At 38.6% G+C, this 18,921-nt stretch carries 20 protein-coding genes and 5 tRNA genes; 14 read left to right on the top strand and 11 right to left on the bottom strand.

The features are described 5' to 3' along the window. The first annotated feature begins 12 nt into the window (after positions 1 to 12). A complete protein-coding gene (locus LXL81_RS06525; protein ID WP_234645917.1) occupies positions 13 to 534 on the top strand; it encodes a hypothetical protein in 522 nt (173 codons plus the stop codon). 290 nt (positions 535 to 824) lie between these two features. Here LXL81_RS06525 and LXL81_RS06520 read toward each other — a convergent pair. The 3 genes from LXL81_RS06520 to LXL81_RS06510 form a co-directional block, all read right to left on the bottom strand. Then, a tRNA-Thr gene (locus tag LXL81_RS06520) sits at positions 825 to 897 on the bottom strand. A gap of 401 nt (positions 898 to 1,298) precedes the next feature. Continuing rightward, a tRNA-Thr gene (locus LXL81_RS06515) sits at positions 1,299 to 1,371 on the bottom strand. Between the two features lie 112 nt (positions 1,372 to 1,483). After that, positions 1,484 to 3,388, bottom strand: coding sequence for a DUF349 domain-containing protein (locus LXL81_RS06510; protein ID WP_234645916.1), 1,905 nt, complete (start codon positions 3,386 to 3,388; stop codon positions 1,484 to 1,486). Positions 3,389 to 3,494: 106 nt separating this feature from the next. Here LXL81_RS06510 and pdxH point away from each other — a divergent pair, with 106 nt between their 5' ends. From pdxH to LXL81_RS06495, 4 genes are all read left to right on the top strand, one after another. Beyond that, a complete protein-coding gene (gene pdxH / locus LXL81_RS06505) occupies positions 3,495 to 4,133 on the top strand; it encodes a pyridoxamine 5'-phosphate oxidase (RefSeq protein WP_234645915.1) in 639 nt (212 codons plus the stop codon). A gap of 270 nt (positions 4,134 to 4,403) precedes the next feature. Continuing rightward, a complete protein-coding gene (locus LXL81_RS29280; protein ID WP_409013865.1) occupies positions 4,404 to 4,607 on the top strand; it encodes a response regulator transcription factor in 204 nt (67 codons plus the stop codon). Between the two features lie 96 nt (positions 4,608 to 4,703). Beyond that, positions 4,704 to 5,960, top strand: a complete 1,257-nt coding sequence (locus tag LXL81_RS06500) for a hypothetical protein (RefSeq protein ID WP_234645914.1) — start codon at positions 4,704 to 4,706, stop codon at positions 5,958 to 5,960. Next, on the top strand, positions 5,957 to 6,532 hold the full coding sequence (locus LXL81_RS06495) for a hypothetical protein (RefSeq protein WP_234645913.1): 576 nt from the start codon (positions 5,957 to 5,959) through the stop codon (positions 6,530 to 6,532). Before LXL81_RS06500 ends, LXL81_RS06495 begins: the two co-directional genes overlap by 4 nt. Before the next feature lie 99 nt (positions 6,533 to 6,631). On the opposite strand, the gene LXL81_RS06490 is transcribed toward LXL81_RS06495, so the two are convergent. From LXL81_RS06490 to LXL81_RS06470, 5 genes are all read right to left on the bottom strand, one after another. Next, positions 6,632 to 7,915, bottom strand: a complete 1,284-nt coding sequence (locus LXL81_RS06490) for a citrate synthase (RefSeq protein WP_234645912.1) — start codon at positions 7,913 to 7,915, stop codon at positions 6,632 to 6,634. A 328-nt stretch (positions 7,916 to 8,243) separates the two neighbouring features. Further along, a complete protein-coding gene (locus LXL81_RS06485) occupies positions 8,244 to 8,699 on the bottom strand; it encodes a hypothetical protein (RefSeq protein WP_234645911.1) in 456 nt (151 codons plus the stop codon). 36 nt (positions 8,700 to 8,735) lie between these two features. Next, positions 8,736 to 9,710, bottom strand: a complete 975-nt coding sequence (gene miaA / locus LXL81_RS06480; protein WP_234645910.1) for a tRNA (adenosine(37)-N6)-dimethylallyltransferase MiaA — start codon at positions 9,708 to 9,710, stop codon at positions 8,736 to 8,738. Positions 9,711 to 9,716: 6 nt separating this feature from the next. Next, complete coding sequence (locus tag LXL81_RS06475; protein ID WP_234645909.1) at positions 9,717 to 10,601, bottom strand: hypothetical protein; 885 nt, start codon at positions 10,599 to 10,601, stop codon at positions 9,717 to 9,719. A 69-nt stretch (positions 10,602 to 10,670) separates the two neighbouring features. After that, the gene (locus tag LXL81_RS06470; protein ID WP_234645908.1) at positions 10,671 to 11,525 is read right to left on the bottom strand and encodes a methylated-DNA--[protein]-cysteine S-methyltransferase; all 855 of its coding nucleotides are present in this window, start codon (positions 11,523 to 11,525) and stop codon (positions 10,671 to 10,673) included. 159 nt (positions 11,526 to 11,684) lie between these two features. Here LXL81_RS06470 and LXL81_RS06465 point away from each other — a divergent pair, with 159 nt between their 5' ends. Further along, on the top strand, positions 11,685 to 12,329 hold the full coding sequence (locus LXL81_RS06465) for a cysteine hydrolase (RefSeq protein ID WP_234645907.1): 645 nt from the start codon (positions 11,685 to 11,687) through the stop codon (positions 12,327 to 12,329). 45 nt (positions 12,330 to 12,374) lie between these two features. Next, positions 12,375 to 12,698 carry a hypothetical protein gene (locus LXL81_RS06460; RefSeq protein ID WP_234645906.1) on the top strand — a complete coding sequence of 108 codons (324 nt, stop codon included), beginning with the start codon at positions 12,375 to 12,377 and terminating at the stop codon, positions 12,696 to 12,698. Positions 12,699 to 12,982: 284 nt separating this feature from the next. Here the strand turns inward: LXL81_RS06460 and LXL81_RS06455 are convergent, their stop codons facing one another. Continuing rightward, complete coding sequence (locus LXL81_RS06455) at positions 12,983 to 13,969, bottom strand: Gfo/Idh/MocA family protein (RefSeq protein WP_234645905.1); 987 nt, start codon at positions 13,967 to 13,969, stop codon at positions 12,983 to 12,985. Positions 13,970 to 14,067: 98 nt separating this feature from the next. Between LXL81_RS06455 and LXL81_RS06450 the strand changes: the two genes are divergently transcribed. The 4 genes from LXL81_RS06450 to LXL81_RS06435 all read left to right on the top strand — a co-directional run bounded on the left by LXL81_RS06450 (position 14,068) and on the right by LXL81_RS06435 (position 17,130). Next, positions 14,068 to 14,289: a VF530 family DNA-binding protein gene (locus LXL81_RS06450; protein WP_234645904.1), complete on the top strand. Its 222-nt coding sequence runs from the start codon at positions 14,068 to 14,070 to the stop codon at positions 14,287 to 14,289. Positions 14,290 to 14,383: 94 nt separating this feature from the next. Next, positions 14,384 to 15,277, top strand: coding sequence for a DnaJ C-terminal domain-containing protein (locus LXL81_RS06445; RefSeq protein ID WP_234645903.1), 894 nt, complete (start codon positions 14,384 to 14,386; stop codon positions 15,275 to 15,277). A 13-nt stretch (positions 15,278 to 15,290) separates the two neighbouring features. Beyond that, positions 15,291 to 15,590, top strand: a complete 300-nt coding sequence (locus tag LXL81_RS06440) for a chaperone modulator CbpM (protein ID WP_234645902.1) — start codon at positions 15,291 to 15,293, stop codon at positions 15,588 to 15,590. Between the two features lie 304 nt (positions 15,591 to 15,894). Further along, the gene (locus tag LXL81_RS06435; RefSeq protein WP_234645901.1) at positions 15,895 to 17,130 is read left to right on the top strand and encodes a DEAD/DEAH box helicase; all 1,236 of its coding nucleotides are present in this window, start codon (positions 15,895 to 15,897) and stop codon (positions 17,128 to 17,130) included. 71 nt (positions 17,131 to 17,201) lie between these two features. On the opposite strand, the gene LXL81_RS06430 is transcribed toward LXL81_RS06435, so the two are convergent. Continuing rightward, the gene (locus LXL81_RS06430) at positions 17,202 to 17,669 is read right to left on the bottom strand and encodes a CHRD domain-containing protein (protein WP_234645900.1); all 468 of its coding nucleotides are present in this window, start codon (positions 17,667 to 17,669) and stop codon (positions 17,202 to 17,204) included. Between the two features lie 80 nt (positions 17,670 to 17,749). Beyond that, positions 17,750 to 18,484: an SH3 domain-containing protein gene (locus LXL81_RS06425; RefSeq protein WP_234645899.1), complete on the bottom strand. Its 735-nt coding sequence runs from the start codon at positions 18,482 to 18,484 to the stop codon at positions 17,750 to 17,752. Between the two features lie 74 nt (positions 18,485 to 18,558). Here LXL81_RS06425 and LXL81_RS06420 point away from each other — a divergent pair. The 3 genes from LXL81_RS06420 (at position 18,559) to LXL81_RS06410 (ending at position 18,917) form a co-directional block, all read left to right on the top strand. Continuing rightward, positions 18,559 to 18,631, top strand: a tRNA-Lys gene (locus LXL81_RS06420). A gap of 76 nt (positions 18,632 to 18,707) precedes the next feature. After that, positions 18,708 to 18,791, top strand: a tRNA-Leu gene (locus LXL81_RS06415). Between the two features lie 50 nt (positions 18,792 to 18,841). Then, positions 18,842 to 18,917 (top strand) — tRNA-Lys (locus LXL81_RS06410). Positions 18,918 to 18,921 lie beyond the last annotated feature (4 nt).

Here is an 18,921-nt window from a genome sequence, read left to right as displayed (position 1 = left end):
GCAACGTTAAAAATGACTATTGACTTTACTAACATTACAGAAGATGTGATTCCGATGACTGAGTTCAGGCTGAGACATCGCTTTACAAGTGAAAACTATGAAAAGCTGCCCAATTTTCACCTTAAACAATTAAAGCCGCTTGGTAAAAAGGCCGCTCATTTCTTGTGGGATTATACATTAAGAACTAATTTACATGGCAACAAACCCTTCAAAAAAGATTTTTTCAGGACAATTGAAAGAGCGCGAATTTCAGAAGGCAGTGAAAAGGAAATAAAGCTTTGGCTTTTTCAGCGTGGGGTACCTTTTGAAAAACCTGTCTATCTATCCTGGCAACCTGCCGAAGCCATGATTGTCCCCTGGAAGCTGCTGATAAGATATTTCGATCATTTCCATAATTGTACTTGCGGCGATTTGACTGTGATGGATCAAAACCTGAGCTGGGCACTCCTTTTCCATCATCAGGATGAAATATTCTTTGGCTCTAATTCAGAAGTTAAAATCATACAGATGAATCAGGAATTCTTAATCGCATGAAAATCTACCTTTTAAAAAATGATTTCAAAATAATTTAAACAGATGAAATTATGCATGATTCATTACTACGCATCGATCGCGAAGAAGCCGTATTTCTCTTTTTAATTTTTGTAATTATGCTCTGGATCTTTTCCTGTTTCAGAACGAGAATCCAAAAATTTTCTGAAAAGAAAAATATTTAAGAACCAGACTTGCGAAAAGTTTAAAGTCCGAAAATTCAAGGAAAATCTTAGCACTTCATTCCAAACAAAAAAGCACTTATCCGGGTAAGATAAGTGCTGAATTTTAAGAGCCTCCAGTCGGGATCGAACCAACGACCTACTGATTACAAGTCAGTTGCTCTACCAGCTGAGCTATGGAGGCCTCTTTTTTTACGATGCCGTTTATTATTCCGTTATCATGGTGCAAAAGTAGAAGAATAGAGTATATAACGCAAGTTTTCAGATATTTATTTTCTGTATTTTTCAATATATTTTTTTGCCTGAACCGGATATAACTGTATTTGAGATACTTAAATACTGGATTATGTTCAAAATTTCTTATCTGATAACCCAATTACTTTTATTAGTGACAGCTTGATTTGATAAAGTGAAGCAAGCCTCTTTCAATAATGGAGTCTTAAACGAACTAGCGTAGCAGGATGATCATTTTAAAATATTACCTGGTGGAGGTAGAGATTATCACGTTCTACACGAATGTTTTGAGAAAGTATTCTAAATCAACAAAAAAGGACTTAGCATTGATGCTAAGTCCTTGATAATCTGAGCCTCCAGTCGGGATCGAACCAACGACCTACTGATTACAAGTCAGTTGCTCTACCAGCTGAGCTATGGAGGCCTCTTTTACAATGCGATTCCGTTTGTTATTCCGTTATCGTGGTGCAAAAGTATAATTTATTTTAACACTACATCAATATTCAGGTAATTATTTTTGACTTTTTTTTACCTTCTCAGATAGCTTCCTGAATAATAGATAGTTGATGTTTCAGTTCTTCAAGCTGCGCCTGGGCGCTGCTGATCTTCCTTTCGAATTCCGCTTTCAAGCGATCAGAAGTTTTAGACTTAGCAAAGAATTCGATATTGTTCTGCCACAAAGAAATATCGTTTTCAAGTTGAGAAACCCGGCGTTTGATATCGTTTTCTTTACGGAACAATCCACGACTACTTTCGCCATCACGTACCAATTCAACTTCGCTTTCCAATACAGCCTGTTCTTTCTCCTTGCTCGACAATTTTCCTATCGCACTTACATAGGTGTTTACAGCCGCTATATAACGTTTCTGCGTTGATTGCATATCCTTCTTTGGAACGAAACCAATAGAACTCCATTCGCTTTTGAAAGCGCTTAGCAAATCCAATGACGATTCATCCTTATTGGCAGCAGCAAGTTCAATACGTTCGATCAGATCAATTTTGCGGCGCAGGTTTTCTTCAAACTCAGCTTCCACTTCCTTGTTTTTCGAACGTTTCTGATCAAAATATGAATCGCAGGCTTTCTTGAAACGATCATAAATCGTGTCTTTATATTTTTCCGGAACCTGCCCTACTGCTTTCCATTTCTTTTGCAGCTCAATAACTTTCTGTGTATTGGCGGCGGTATCCTCACCTGTTGCAAGAATCGCTTCGGCATCAGCACAAAGCTGGTTCTTCAATTCCAGATTCTGCTCACGTTTTGATTCAAGCTGACGGAAAAACTCCCCCTTATTATGGAAGAAAGTTTTCAGTGTAGCCCAGAATTTCTTGCTAAGCTCCTTGCCTTCTTCTCTCGGCATGATACCTTTCAAAGCCACCCATTGATCCTGAAATGCCATCACCTCTTTGGTTTTAGCGTTCCATTCCTTAATGCTACCCGAGTTATAAGCAGTAAAAGGAACAATGGCTTCGTAAATTTTCAGCTTCTGATCATAATTTTCCTGCATGGATTTCTTCTGCTCAGCAAACTGTCCGCGCTGCGCATCATACAACTGATCCAAAGCAACTTTAAATCGCTGCCAAAGTTTCTCCTGATCCTCCTTCGGTGCAGGACCAAGGTGTTTGTATTCTTCAAAAATATGGTTTGCCTCTGCCAGGATTTCCTTCGTCATCGGACGCGATTCCAGTGATTTGGCAAGATCTTCAACCTTTTTACAAAGTTCAGCTTTCAGATCAGCATTACGACGACGATCCAGTTCTTTAAGCTCAAAATAAATGTTCCGGTTGCTGAAATAACGGTCGATCAGTGCATTGTAAGTCGCCCAAAGCGTACCATTATGTGGAGACGCAATGTTGCCGGCAGATTTCCATTCTTCCTGAATCTTCTTAAATTCTTCCCAGCTGGATTTCATTATCACAGGATCTGTCTCCCGGGTTCCTTCTTCTTCCAAAAGTGTGCGAAGGCGTTGCAAAAGAGAAGTTTTCACATTGAAGTTTTTCTCTTTTTCCTTTTCAACACTCTGGTAATAAGTATTTTTCAACCCTCTTATCTCGCGACTAAGAGCATCAATTTTTTGCGTTTCCGCATCATATTTAAATTCAAACCCATCTTCGCTACCCGAGTCAGCCACGAAAGCTTTAAGAGCTGATTCTCTGTCGGTTTGCTTGATATGATCTAAAACAGGACGGATCTCACGAGCCAATGCCTCTGCTTTTTTCAGAGATGTTGGCTTCACACCTTCGCTATTAATCAAGGACAACTCGTTTTCTAACAAATTAACAAGCTGTTCCTTAGACAATTGGCTATAATCCACATCTGGCGCTTCTTCTTCCAGTTCTTCCGTCAACTCATTGTTAAGATCAATTTCCAGGGTATCAATCGTTTTTTGTGTCAGGTCTTCCTGCGCATTGCTCTCGACCCCTTCGTGTTGTTCTTGTGCCATTGTGATTAATGTTTCGTAAGTACGTCCTCTTATAGAATACAAATCTAACAATCTTTCCTATGAATTGGCTAATTTTGGCCTCCTAACATTGATATATTACCAAACAATGAATCAGAAAATCGCAAATATACGGGCGGATTACAGCCAGAAAGGTTTACACGAGTCAGAATTGGATGCTAACCCCCTGAACCAGTTTAATAAATGGTTTGATGAAGTCTTAAAATCAGAACTTTCCGAATCGAATGCAATGCTTTTAAGCACTGTGAATAATGGGCGCCCTACTGGTAGAATAGTGCTTTTAAAAGGTGTCGATGAAAACGGTTTTTCATTTTACACTAACTATGAAAGTAAGAAAGGCCAGGAAATCGAAGCCAATCCGCAGGTTGCGCTGACTTTTTTTTGGAAAGAACTGGAACGCCAGGTAAGGATTGAAGGAAAGATCGAAAAAACTTCGGAAAAAGATTCAGACGACTATTTTGCAATCCGCCCAAGAGGAAGCCAGATCGGTGCCTGGGTTTCTCATCAGAGTGAAGTCATTGAAAATCGTGAATTTCTGGAACAGAAACAGAAATCATTTGAACAAGAATTTGAAGGTGTTAATGTACCCCGTCCTCCTCATTGGGGAGGTTACCGTGTCATTCCGGATTATGTTGAATTCTGGCAGGGAAGACCAAGCCGGTTGCATGATCGGTTGGCTTATGTATTGAAAGATGGCGTTTGGGTGGTGGAGCGACTTTCACCATAAAGCAGCGCCAGCAGGCGTTTGAAAAAATGTGACTTTACGATCATTTTCTAAATTACAATTACAGTAATACAACAATACTTCCAATAAACTATCATATCGAAGTCATTAAATTGAGATAAAAAGCAGGTCAGGAACTTTGGTCCCCAACCTGCCTTTTGGTTATGCATAAAGCCTCTAATAATTTTTCATCATCAAAACAATCTTTACATGTCAGCTAAGAAGTGACGCTTTGCTCTTTTTTTGGTACAAAGTATAGTTAAATCTCATACTATGTTTACTACTAGAGAAACGCAAATATTGGCACTTATTGCCAAAGGTTATACTTCCAAGGACATTGCTGGATTATTAGTTATCAGCATCGATACCGTGAAAACACATCGTAAAAATATGATAAGGAAGGCTAATGCTAATAGTTCGAAATTTGAGTCATTATTAAAGTTAGCTATTCAAGAAACGAATAAAAATACCCCCTAAATGGGTATTTTAGATTAGTAGTGTTAGTTCTATATTTGATGTAATATTTATTTCAGTAATAGGTAATAATATTTATCACATTTAACTGCTATTAATATGAAAACACACATTTTATTCCTCGCGTTTCTTTTTTTAACATTACATGTATTAGCTCAAAACGAAAATATCGAACTTGACCCGATTTACCGTGTCGCCGCCCATGACAATTCTATTAAAAGAATTGAAATTAGAAAGGGAGAAGATATCAGTATTGACTTTTCCGTAAACAGTATTTTAATAAAAAAATCATCTGGTTTACTTTTTTTAAGCTCAGCGCCGTTAATTGGTCAGAGTGTAAAAACTGAAAATACTATGTTAAGAAAATATACTCCAATTAATTTTTCTATTACCGCTGGATTAGCTTATTTAAATTTATTTGGAAATAAAAAACGTCGAAAACCAGGCATTAACATCAAGCAATTTAATTCCAAAGGCGACCTTTTAAATTCTGAATGGTTGAAAGGTAGAAATAAAGGCAATTCTCTTGAATTTATATTTGACAAAAACATTTTACAAGACGGATATTTGGAAATAGCTATCAATAACCCAGCAAAAAAAGCTATTGTAGTAAGAAGTGAAATTAACTCTAAATTTTCTGGGAAGGGGATTGTAATTGTCGGCGACAGTTTACCTCATACCAACAGTGAGATTCCTAATGAGCCAATCGATGGTGGTACATTTGGAGAAGTTGTCATTATTGGTACAACTGAAAATGGAGATTTCTCTTTTGAAGCAGATTATGAAGCGTCACTTGGCCCATCAGGTACCTGGACTGTGGACGTTGCTCCTGGGAGTTCAGGAGATGGAGCGCCAGGCGGAGAGCCCGCTGGTGCGGATCCGGGACCAGAGGAAAAGGCGATTGTTAGAGAGCTTAATAAAATTCAAGCTAATAAGTGTGAAGCCAGATATATTATTGAACATGCCATATCTGATCCTTTCATTGGACCCAGTTTATATATCAACAAACAGACGGTTGAGGATTATTTAGACGATCATAATCTTGGAGCCGGAAATACTGATGGCGGGTCGGTTGAAAATGCTTTTAAACATGCCTTTTTCGCAGCTTTAAATTATTGTTCTCTTGGTTCGCAGAATGCACAAGCAATGGCTGATTTACACGAAATATGTGACGGTGTTAACATGAATCCGGGAGAATCCAATGAACAATGGTTTATGGATGACTATAATAATACTGAAGGTTTTGAAATCGCCCATTCTGTTGGCTGCAATGAGGCTGATATTTTAGCAGCTGTGTGGGATGAATATGAACATGGTGGCTTACATGATATAAATGGCAACGGAACGTATCAATGAAATATATAATCATAACTTTTGTAGCCTTGTTCGCAGTATTGTTCAAAGCACAACAAGAAACATGTGAATCTGTTTCCTTTACTTTTAGCAACACAACATGGTCATTACCTTCTTCGGTTAAGGAAGCGGTTGAGAAACATCGATTAAAATATAAACCTCCTGGCTTCTACTACGACCTTCAACAAGACTCAATGGAAGTTATTGTTGATTATCATTTCGAAACAGGTGACTTTGACAATGAATATCAACCGAAGGAAATTTTATTTCCAAGAGTTTTACATTCTTATATTTTTCGATTTCCGGAACATCCGGGAGTGTACGATTCTTTGATAACTACTATCGAGCAGACTTTTAATAAAAAATTTATATTGACCAAAGGTTTAAAAGTTGGCAGAACCTTACTTGAGTCTGAGAAACCTTTTGAATATTATTTTTTAACTGTAAGTCCTTGCTTAACTATTGGTATTGCATCAAGTCCTGCTAGAAAGAAAAAGGACAGAAAAGTCGTTGTAAGATTTATGTATGACCTACCATTAGGGCGAATGGGTGTAATAATGGGCAATTATTTATGATTCCAAAGATTAACTGATATCATTAAGTAACGTTCATAAAGAAGGCCTTATCAAAAGCAAAAAGCTATTTGATAAGGCCTTTTTTTTATAAACAAAAATCTATCTCTCGCTTCTTTCAACATAAGCTCGTTTCGGAGCACCAACATAAACCTGACGTGGTCTTCCGATTGGCTCTTTGTTGGCACGCATTTCTTTCCATTGCGCAATCCAGCCCGGCAAACGGCCAATGGCGAACATTACCGTAAACATATTAGTCGGGATTCCCAGAGCACGATAAATAATTCCAGAGTAGAAATCTACGTTTGGATACAATTTACGCGATACGAAATATTCGTCTTCCAGAGCTGCTTTTTCAAGTTTCTGAGCAATTTCCAAAACAGGATCACTGATTCCCAATTTGCTCAAAACATCATCGGCCGCTTTTTTGATGATACGTGCGCGCGGATCAAAGTTTTTGTAAACACGGTGACCAAACCCAAACAAACGGAACCCGCTTGATTTGTCTTTTGCCATATCAATATATTTCTGAACGTCTCCACCATCATTTTTGATCGCTTCAAGCATTTCAATAACTTCCTGATTTGCGCCACCGTGAAGCGGGCCCCATAAAGCACTGATACCAGAAGAGATTGACGAGTAAATATTAGCGTGAGAAGAACCAACAAGTCTTACAGTTGAAGTAGAACAGTTTTGTTCGTGATCAGCATGTAAGATCAGTAATTTATTCAACGCCGCAGAAACAACAGGATCAACCTTGTACTTTTCAACTGGCAGCGAGAACATCATGTTCAGGAAATTTGAACAGTAATCCAGCTCATTGTTTGGGTAATTTACCGGATGCCCTTGTGATTTTTTATATGACCAGGTTGCGATTGTCGGCAGCTTTGAAAGCAAACGAATGATGTGTAATTCGGTCGTTTCAGGGCTGTCTAAATCCAGAGTTTCAGGGTAAAATGCGCTCATGGCACTTACCAGCGACGACAAAACACCCATCGGATGCGCATTCACCGGGAAGCCTTCAAAAATCTTGCGCATATCTTCGTTTACAAGCGTATGCGTTGTTATTTCATGTACAAAAGTAGAATATTGCTCTTCTGTCGGCAATTCACCGTATATTAAAAGATACGCTACTTCTAAAAACGAAGATTTTTCAGCTAACTCTTCAATCGAATATCCGCGGTAATTTAATATTCCTTCTTCCCCATCTAAAAAAGTAATAGCGCTTTTGGTAGCGCCTGTGTTTTTGTAACCTGCATCTATGGTGATGTAACCGGTCTGGTCACGCAATTTAGCAATATCAATGGCCTTCTCTTTTTCACTACCTTCTATTACTGGGAACTGGTAATTTTTACCTTCAATGGTTAATTCAGCTATTTCGGACATATAAATTAAGAATAAAATTAAAAGGTTAGTTTACTATACTTATGTTGATGACGGTTGATAGCCCAAAGAACTACCCTACCTCTTATTTACTGAGCCTATATGTTAATTTAAGATTAAATCTCGAAACTGACCTATTAACCGTAAATACACAAGCCGCAATATCTTAAAAAACCTTGTATTTTCTATTATTATCAATGTTTAATTTGTGAAAATTCAAGATAGGAACTATATTCTTACACAATTTTAAGTATTAATAATAATATTCTATGGATCAACAAGGCAATAATTCTATTTCGTCTTGTTAAAAGTATTAAAACCGCTTTAATACTTAGGAAACATCGTTTTTTGTTTCCACAATACCGACCGGATTCGAGTTTAATGCAGGCCTCAATTGCAGTTTGACAAAATATCTGCCAAAAAGCCCGGTCAGGATAACGGGCAATAAATGTGCTCCGTAAATAAAAGATTTTCCTGTAATTCTGTAAGCAAAAGATGAGAACATCGAATAGACATAAACAAACCAGAAAGCACTGATTAAAAGTAATGTGATATAACTGAACGCTGCCTTCTTCTTATCAACGAAACGAAATAAAACTTCGGAAATCAAGACAGAAATACTAACAACCAACAGTACCGTTCCCAGTGCTCGCGGGAAAGTTTTAATGTAACTATGTTTATAAATCAGGATACCTAATTTACCGATCAAATTGGGATGAGCCAATAAAAAGGCATCAGTAACACTTAAAACAAATAAAAGCAGAACACTGCTTAGCTTCTTATTCATAACGTTAAACTAAAAATTATTAAATGCTGATTGTGGTTAAATGTTTTGAATGAACGAATTGTAGGCAGTAATAATTCGATTAATATTTTCTTCTTCTTCCTTATTATAATCAAGCCAGTTGATTGCAATACCATCCTTTTCCATTTTCCTGAAAAATGTCATTTGACGTTTGCCGAAACGGTGAATTTCGGTTTCAAGCCGTTTACTCATTTCCTCGTAACCTATCACACCTGTGATATATTGGGTAACAAACTTATATTCCAACCCATAATAAATCAGATCGCCGGGACTAATTCCTGATTTTAAAAGCGATTCAACTTCTTCAATCAAACCATTTTTCAATCTGTAATCCAATCGTTGCGTTATCCGCTCCCGCCGGATTTCAGCTGGCGGATTCAGTCCGAAAATAATGGGACTGTAACTGGTCGCAGAATCCGTTTGTAATTCATTTTCTTTTTCCGGGTTTTGTAGCAAAAAAGTTGAAATCTCAATCGCCCGGATCAGCCGTTTCCGGGTTGTAGTATCGGCCAGATCCTGATACGATGTGTGCAGATTTTTAAACAGCATAAGAAGTTCTTCATTAGAATTTCTTTCAAGTAATTCACGAAGTTTTTCGTCAACCGGAATATCCGTATAAGAATGTCCTTTGAATAAAGCATAAAAATAAAACCCGGTACCGCCACAGGCAATTGCCGTTTTTTTTCTGGCTGTAATATCTAAAAATGAGGTTTGGAAATCCTTTTGAAACAGATTGACATTGTACTTCTCTCCCGCATCCAGAATATCAATCAGATGGTAAGGTATTTTTTGTCCTCCTAATATATATTCTTCCAGATCCTTCCCTGTACCAATATTCATTCCCCGATAAACCTGGCGGGAATCCACACTCAGAATCTCACCATTGATCCTGGCCGCAACCTGATTTGCCAGATGCGTTTTCCCGGAAGCTGTTGGACCTAAGATAATTAATAACGGATTCAAAAGATGCGTTGGGAACGTATGAGCAGACAAATATTTTCAATGGATCGTTTTGACAAATTTACGACTTCCGGCATTATAAACCTCAATTAGTTTATCATTTTCCGGCCTTCTGTTGTCCGTATATCTGACGTTGAGCGTTGGATCCAGCCAGAATTGAACAGGATCCTTATCCGATATTTCATCAAAGCCAAGCCGACTGTAACTGGCCCCGTCCGACCATTCCAGATCTGCGTAAGTCATGATATCACCTGGTTTATATTCGTCGGTGAAGGCGCGAAGCAGCTTATCAAATCCTCCGACGACGGTTGTATTTCTCAGATTCGCAAAACGGATCAATTCATATGACCGGTACAAACCACCATTTCTTTCGAATGTACGCGGGTGACTAAACGTTGCAACAGCAACTAGTAATTCTTCTATTCCTGAATCTAGCTGATACCCGGTACTAAGCACCCGAAAATACCGTTTCGGAAGAAATAGCCCATATCGGATCTTCGAATTGACAGATCCCTGTAAATGGTTTTTGTCCAAAAAATCTTTTGCCGTGGGTTTATCCAGCTTTCTGGCTTGTGTGACCCTTCCGGGAATTCTTTCCGAGATTCCCGTAATAGCATTTAATCTTGATTGGACAATTTCTTTTTTGTTAAACCAGATATCTTCCCAAAGTGTTACCGATGCAATTCCAGTTGACCTGAGTAGCGTTTGTTTATCTTTAAAATCATCAATTTCAGAGACAAGTAAATTTCCACGGTTCAGCCAGGTTTCAAGGTCAATCAGCCTTAACAACAAAACCAATCTGTCATTTTTCCAGATTTCAATTAAATCAAAATGATCCTTATCTGTTCTTTTCAACATCCAGTCAAAATTCATTGACGAGAGCCAGTCAAATACTTCGCCGGTAAATTTTGATTTGGAATTCAAACTGATGTCAATTCATGTAAGGAAAGCGGCAAGTTAGCTACTTGGCTGCTTTCTAGCAAAGAATCAAAACTAAGAAACCAATCCGGCGTCCATTTTCGCCGCTTCCCAACCTATCAACGCTTTTTTTCTCAAACTCCCCCAACGATATTCTCCCAGTATACCCTCTTTTCGGATAACGCGGTGACAGGGAATCAGATAGGCAACGGGATTATCCCCAACCGCTGTCCCGACTGCTCTTACCGCTTTTGGATTTCCGATACTGTTTGCAATTTGCTGATAAGTGGTAACGGAACCCTGCGGAATTGTCAGCAAAGCTTCCCAGACTTTAAGCTGAAAATTTGTTCCCTGCACCATAAGCGGCAGCTTTTCCAATGAATTCAGATTGGGCGAGAAAATCCTGTGAATATAACTTTCAGTAACTTTCTGGTTTGGCTCAATGGTCGCGAAATGCCATTTTTTGCCAAGTAAAATCAATTGATGTGCCCTGGAATCCTCATCTACAAACGCCATTGCGCAAATACCTCTTTCTGTTACCGCAACAAAACATTCTCCAAAAGGCGTCTGATGAAAACCATATCTGATCTGCAATCCTTTTCCACCAGTTTTAAATTCCTGGGGTGTAACTGCCTCAATACCAGTAAACAAATCATATACCCGGCTCTGACTTGATAATCCTGCTAACTCGGCAAGTTCGATAAGATTGGTTGATTCCTTGATTTTTTCTTTCAGGTAATCTGCCGTTATGTATTGTAAAAATTTCTTGGGACTGACCCCTGCCCATTCGGTAAACATTCGTTGAAAATGAAACTGGCTGATGTTTACCTCTTCTGCTACTTCAAATAAGGATGGCTGGGTTTTAACATTTTCGGAGATGTACTCGATTGCCCTGGCAATCTTTTCATAATTATAGGTTTCCTGATCCATATGTTTATCATTTTGTTACACAAAGGTGCCATCAAAATACCTGTTCTTCAACCCAGATCTTGCGCTAATTATCAAAATACCTGAATGTGAAATACGGAAATATTAATGATAGCAGTTATATTCACGGAACATTATTTATCAATCAAATCCGTACTGACCATGGAATTAAACCCAAAAGAAACCGCCCTTGTTCTGATTGAATTTCAGAACGATTTCACTTCCGAAGGAGGTATATTTTACGGAGCAGTTAAAGGTGTGATGGAATCCAACAATATGCTTCAGAACACCGTTGATACCGTTGCAGCGGCGAGGGAAGCCGGCGTTCATGTGATGTTTGTACCGATTTCATTCACAGAAGATTACCATGAGATAACAACCAAACCTTATGGTATTATGAAGGGTGTGATTGATAACGGTGCCTTCAAGAAAAACACCTGGGGAACAGAAATTATCGACGTTTTAACACCTGAAACCGGCGATGTGATTATTGAAGGAAAACGCAGCTTTTGCGGATTTGCAAGTACAAATCTGGATTACATTTTACGCAGCACAGGAATAAAAAATGTTGTTCTGGCTGGCTATCTGACCAATTGCTGCGTTGAATCGACCATGAGAACGGCTTACGACAAAGGCTATAACGTCATCACATTGACTGATTGCTGCGCAACGCTGAGTCAGGCGGAACATGACAATGCCTTGAAAAGCGATTTTCCAATGTTCAGTCAACCCATGACACATACCGATTTCATTGAAGTTCTTGAAAACCAAAAAGAGCTTGAAATGAAAGGCAAAGGATATGAATGACAAATAAAAATCGCAAGAAGTATTTTTTAACTAAATGAGCACTTAATGAAAGATATCATGAGGTTGACTAAATATCTGTTTATTAGTATTTTAGTATCACATTTTTTCATTTCAAAAGCACAGTCACAGAATTTTGCCGGCCAGCAAAAAACGTTACAATCTACTATTATTGCTGACTATAAACATAAGAAGATAACAGCAAAGGAATATGCAAAACTGCTGGAAGAACAGGAAATTATTAAAAATACGATATTCAAAGCCAAAGCCGACGGCGTGATGACACCGGATGAGAAAAACAGAATTCATTCCAAACTTACAAGAGCAAGAAAAAGACTGTTGAAATATAAAACGAACAGAGAAATATATTGATGTGCTTGCATTAAGCAAAAGAGCTTCTCCACAATTTGTGAAGAAGCTCTTTTACTTTGTTATAAAAAGCGATTCTCAGTATTCTTTCTTACTATCTTTTTTTGCTTTCTTTTCAGCACGTTTTTCTTTAAGATTTTTCTCAGGATCTTTTTTTGTACTGCCCTTGTCCAGATTCTTACCCTTTGCCATGACTATTAAGATTTAAATTTAATATGGTAAAATAACAGAAATAACCGCATATTTTGTATCGCAAGCTAGCTAAAAATTTTCAGGAATTTCAAAACCTATTTTTGTCCTTTCGTAATCCAATCCATAATTAAATTCGCCCTGCCGCCAGTAATACCGTTACTCGGACTTTTTCCTTCGCCTCTAAGCTCCGCAACGATACACTCAATGAGCGGTTGCTGCACATGCTGGGGATAAGGAATGGTAAAAGTTTCTGAACCTGCCTCCGTTTCAACAACAATATCAAATTTCTCAAAAAAGGAAAACCTTATCCTCCCTTTCGAACCAACAATTTGCGCAGAATCTTCACGCTGCTCTTTGTTGATTGTAAAACACCAGGTTCCCGTTCCCAAAACGCCTGATTCAAATTCGAAATTAGCTACCGTGATATCATCCGCTTCATACAAACCTGCCTGATTTCTTGTTATTCCGCCAGCTTTTTTGACAGGCCCTAAAACATATTCCAGAAAATCGAACTGGTGCGAGGCAAGATCATGAAAATGTCCCCCACCCGATATTTCAGGCTGTACCCTCCATTTTGGTTTACGCAACTCTCCCACTTCCTCATCATAGGGTTGCCATTGCAGACAAATATTGACATAACGAACATCTCCAATTACCTTGCTGTGGATCAACTCTTTAAGTTTGACAAAATAAGGCAGCGACCGGCGATAATAAGCTACAAAAAGCGGAATTCCTGTTTCCACGCTTACTGCATTCATCCGGTCACATTGTTCCGCATTCATAGCCATCGGCTTTTCTACGTAAACAGGTTTTCCGGCACGCATTGCTATTTCTGCATATTCTTCGTGTACATTGGGCGGCGTGGCAATGTAAATTGCGTTAACTTCCGGATCATTGATGAGGTCATCCACGTTGCTGTACCACTTCGGAACGTTATGTCTTTTTGCATAATCTTCCGCCTTTTCAGCGTCTCTGCGCATGACTGCAACGAGTTGAGAATTAGGTACTTTATTGAATGCCGGACCGCTCTTGACTTCCGTAACATTACCGCAGCCAATAATCCCCCATTTTATCTGATCCATAAACGTCTGATATTAAATTGAACTAATAAGTAAGCATAATAATTATTTATTCTAACCAATTTTCCTTATACCTTTAATATCAATACTAAAAATTACGCATGGAAGGCCAGCTAAATAATCCGTTACACGGAAAGACCCTAGAATCAATATTAAATGAACTGGTTGACTATTTTGGGTGGGAACAGCTTGGATATCATATCAATATAAACAGTTTCAACCACGACCCAAGTGTGAAATCCAGCCTGAAATTTCTTCGTAAAACTCCCTGGGCACGAAAAAAAGTAGAAGATTTATATTTAAAAATGCTCGACAATAAATAAATTTCGTACGGAACAGCGACGTTGTTTTGTCTTTTAAATCAATACAAAATGATATTCAATAACTTGATACCGAATAACTTCATCAGATAAAAACATGGCTTTCGTTGATTATTATCAAATACTGGGAATACAAAAAACTGCTTCCGAAAAAGACATAAAAGCTGCTTACCGGAAGCTTGCCCGGAAATACCATCCTGATGTAAACCCGAACGATCAGGAAGCACAAAAGAAATTTCAGGAATTAAATGAGGCCAATGAGGTTTTAAGCGATCCTGAAAAACGAAAAAAATATGACCAGTATGGAAAGGACTGGGAACATGGGGAAGAATATGAAAAAGCACGGAAGGCACGCGCCTCTTCACCCAATTATGGCGGAGGTTATTCGTCCGGCGGCGGTGACAATTTCTCCGATTTTTTTGAATCGATGTTTGGTGGAAATTCAGGATTTGGTGGCGGCGGCCGCTCCGGGAGACAGACAAAATTCAGAGGCCAAGATTATCAGGCGGAAGTGCATCTGACATTGACAGAAGCATACGAAACGCATAAGCAGACGCTTAACGTTAATGGAAAGAACATTCGTATAACGGTACCGGCAGGTATTGAAAATGGTCAGAACATAAAAATTCCCGGACATGGTGGTCCCGGCAGCAATGGCGGACCTAATGGCGATTTGTTCATCACTTTTTCAGTTGCGAATGATGAGAGATTCAAGCGACTGAAAAATGATTTGTATCTCACCGCTGACCTTGATCTTTACACTGCGGTTTTGGGAGGCGAGCTGATTATAGAGACGTTGAGCGGAAAAGTTAAATTACCTGTAAAGGCAGAAACGCAAAATGGCAATATCGTTCGTTTAAAAGGTAAAGGTTTTCCGGTTTACAAACAGGAAGGCCAGTTTGGTGATTTGTATGTAACGTTCAACATCAAAATCCCGACAGATCTTACAGAAAAGCAAAAGGAGCTGTTTACTGAATTATCAAAATCCTAATCTCATTTTTGTTATGGAAACTGATCAACTGATTTCGATTGATATATTTTGTAATCATTATAATGTTGAATATTCCTTTGTCCAGTCGCTCCGGGAAGTGGGACTTATTGATACCGTTGTAGTTCAGGAAATACAATATATCTATTTGCCGCAACTTCAAAAACTGGAAAGAATGATTCGTTTGCATGATGATCTGGACGTTAATCTGGAAGGGATTGAAGTTGTTCAACACCTGTTGAAACGCGTTGAGTCCATGCAGGATGAGATCATTTCTTTAAAAAACAGATTGCGCCTATACGAATCTAACGACTAGTATGTTTTCTCATACATTAAGCTGCTGATTATTGACGTATAAAAAACACCGTTTTATTATACTGATAATCAGCAGCTTTCTCATATCTACAATCACCATATATTGATAGTAATAATTTATCGGCACCAATTCTATTTTAGTAATATAAACTAACACCGTTAGATTTCATCTTTTTCACAATCTTCGCCTACGTTTTTTATATTGATAGAAATCAAAAAATAATGATTGACAAATAACGGCGTATCTTTGCAAAATGTTAAATGAAGGCAAATGATTGATCACTTGCCCGACCATATTAAAATTTATGAAATTCGAAGATTACCACATTGTTCCCGAAATAAAGCGAAGTCTGGAAAAGGCAGGGTTCAAGCGCCCAACCGATATACAGTTCAAGGCCATTCAACCGATCATGAAAGGTGAAGATGTTCTTGCGATCGCGCAAACGGGAACAGGAAAAACGGCTGCTTTTGCTATTCCGATTATTGATATTTTACACCGCAGAAAATCAGCAAGCAGACCAGAGGGAATAAAATGCATTGTGATGGTACCTACCCGGGAACTTGCCATCCAGATCACAGAAGTTTTTGACAGAATCGGGCAGTATACCAAAGTAAAGGCTTTTAGTGTATTTGGTGGTGTTGAGCAAGGGCCGCAGATTGCACAGCTTGAAAAAGGTATTGACATACTTGTGGCAACGCCCGGTAGAATGTTTGATCTGGTGAGCCAGGGACACATTAAACTTAACCGCATAGAAATTCTTGTATTGGATGAAGCCGATCATATGCTTGATCTGGGCTTTATAAAAGACATTCAGGACCTGATCAGGTTTTTACCAAATACCCGGCAGACGCTGTTTTTCTCTGCCACAATCAATGAAAAAATAAAGAAACTGGCGTATTCGCTTGTTCGCAACGCGATACGTATACAGATATCGCCCAATGATAAAGTTGCTAAAAATATCACCCATTCGGTTGCATTTATCGGAATGGACGATAAGCGTTTCTTTCTGGAAAGGATCGTTGGAGAGAATGCAGAAAGCAAAATTCTTGTTTTTGTAAGAACCAAAGTAAGGGCGGAAAGAGTATTTAAGGCACTGGAAAGAATGGGTATCAAAAGTGTGACCATTCACGGTGACAAAGAACAGGACGACCGTTTGGAAGCGATGAATTCATTCCGGAAAGGTGATGTTAAAATACTGATTGCCACCGATGTAAGTGCACGAGGAATTGATATAGCCAATGTCGATTTTGTGGTCAATTATGATCTTCCGGATCAGGCAGAAAATTATGTTCACAGGGTTGGGCGTACCGGCCGGGGAACGCATAAAGGATTTGCCGTTTCATTTTGCAGTCCTGAAGAAAAACCAATGCTGGAAGAGATTCAGGAGTTCCTTGGCAAACCTATTGAGGTATTAAAAATCACAGGCCAGGATTATTCCGAAACAATAGATTTCAGTGCCGAGCCCAAAGATGATCTGAAAGCACTATTGCTTGAAGTTGAAGATTTTGAATCAAAAAAGAAAAAGAAGAAAAAGAAATAATTTTTGGTTTACCAAAAGAAAAGCGATCGTAGAAATTCTACGATCGCTTTTCTTTTGGTGACTATTTTATTTTAATATTCTACTTCGTCAATAACAATCTGCCCACGAATTTCACCGTAAGGATATGTTTTACTTGTGATGTTCACATACATTGCACCGATAAGCAACTGTGTCTGGTCACCCACTTTAACGTTTGGAATGGTACCGGAAATCTGAGCACCTGTTGGATTTGTTGCCAGGGGATAAACCACATCACCTATTTGCCATGATGGGTTGGCCGCATTAATCGTGATATTGACTGGTGTAACATTCTGGTATGAAATATTGTATTTCAGCTCCATAGATGCCTTGTTATACTCAAACACACCTGTTCCCTGCGCAGTGGACGAAGACTTAGGAAGTGCCGGCTGACTATTAATTGTTGCGTGAAATTTTACTACATCATCCTTCTGCGGGCCTTCTTCTTTGCAGGAAGATACTAAACCCAACATTGCAACACCCGTCATTAATAGTAGAAAACGTTTCATTGGCTTTTTCATGAATCTTGATTTTTTAAAACAAATTATTCGTTAAATATATGCAAAGTTACTCCACCACAAAAATGATACCAGTTCTTTTCTTAAATATTCCACAAATCGCTTTTCCGCACATAAACAATTCTGTTGTTCCAGATCACGCGGTCCCAATGGTCAACTGAGCCTACAATGGTCAGTTTATGCCCCTTTCCAACCCTTTCAACGACTTGCGAAGCGGAAGAGGGCTCATCTCTTAAAAACGTGTTGGAATTAATGATAATACACGTTTTATAAAGTGAAGGTATATTAAGTAACCCCAACAAAGCAACAAGATAAAAAATGATCGAAATCTTGTGAATTTTTAAAATCGGTTCATTCCGGCGCACTTTCAGCACCATAACCAGAACAATGTATGCCCCCAAAGTTAGAAGCAAAATCGGGATGTAATCACCATACCGGCGGTAAAATATTATAAAATAATTGTAATCGTCGAATTCATAGCCTTTTAGATTTTGCTCGGAAGCCAGTTTATCCATTTTTTCAAACAATCTCCGGGATGGCGTAATGAGGGCGAGCTTGCTGAGATAATAAAGGCAATCCGTGTAGTCGTTTGTCTTTTCTGCAAGAAAAGCGAGCTTCAAAAGCAGACTTTGATTATTTTTTTCATCGTTCCCGAAATTTTTTTTATACAGTATCGTTGCCTCCGAATACTTCGCCATAGCGAACAGAGAATCAGCTCTTTTTAATTCATTTTTACTGGCTGAAAACACTTCACATTTGGGTAATATAGAACCCAGAATGATCCAGAAAATTAGGTTTTTATTTATCAGGGCTTGCATTTGACTTTTAAGAATTCTACTTTTGCATCGCAATTACGGAAAACGTCACGGCTAATCCAACTGCAAAAATAAATGATTCCGTAGCTCAGCTGGTAGAGCAATACACTTTTAATGTATGGGTCCTGGGTTCGAATCCCAGCGGGATCACTAGAAAATATAGCATGAAATTTTGTTGATTGACTGACCGGACTTCACAAAATTAAATAACAAAAACCTCAGTAATGTCCAGGTGGTGGAATTGGTAGACACGCTACTTTGAGGGGGTAGTGCCCGTTTGGGTATGGGAGTTCGACTCTCCTCTTGGACACAGAAATTGCGATAATCGTGAGCAATTTTGACTATTAAAAAAATTAAAACGATTCCGTAGCTCAGCTGGTAGAGCAATACACTTTTAATGTATGGGTCCTGGGTTCGAATCCCAGCGGGATCACCAGAAA

The sequence above is a fragment of the Dyadobacter sp. CY356 genome, from assembly GCF_021440195.1.
In the GTDB taxonomy this organism is placed as follows: domain Bacteria; phylum Bacteroidota; class Bacteroidia; order Cytophagales; family Spirosomataceae; genus Dyadobacter.
This window is presented reverse-complemented; position numbering and strand designations above follow the sequence as displayed.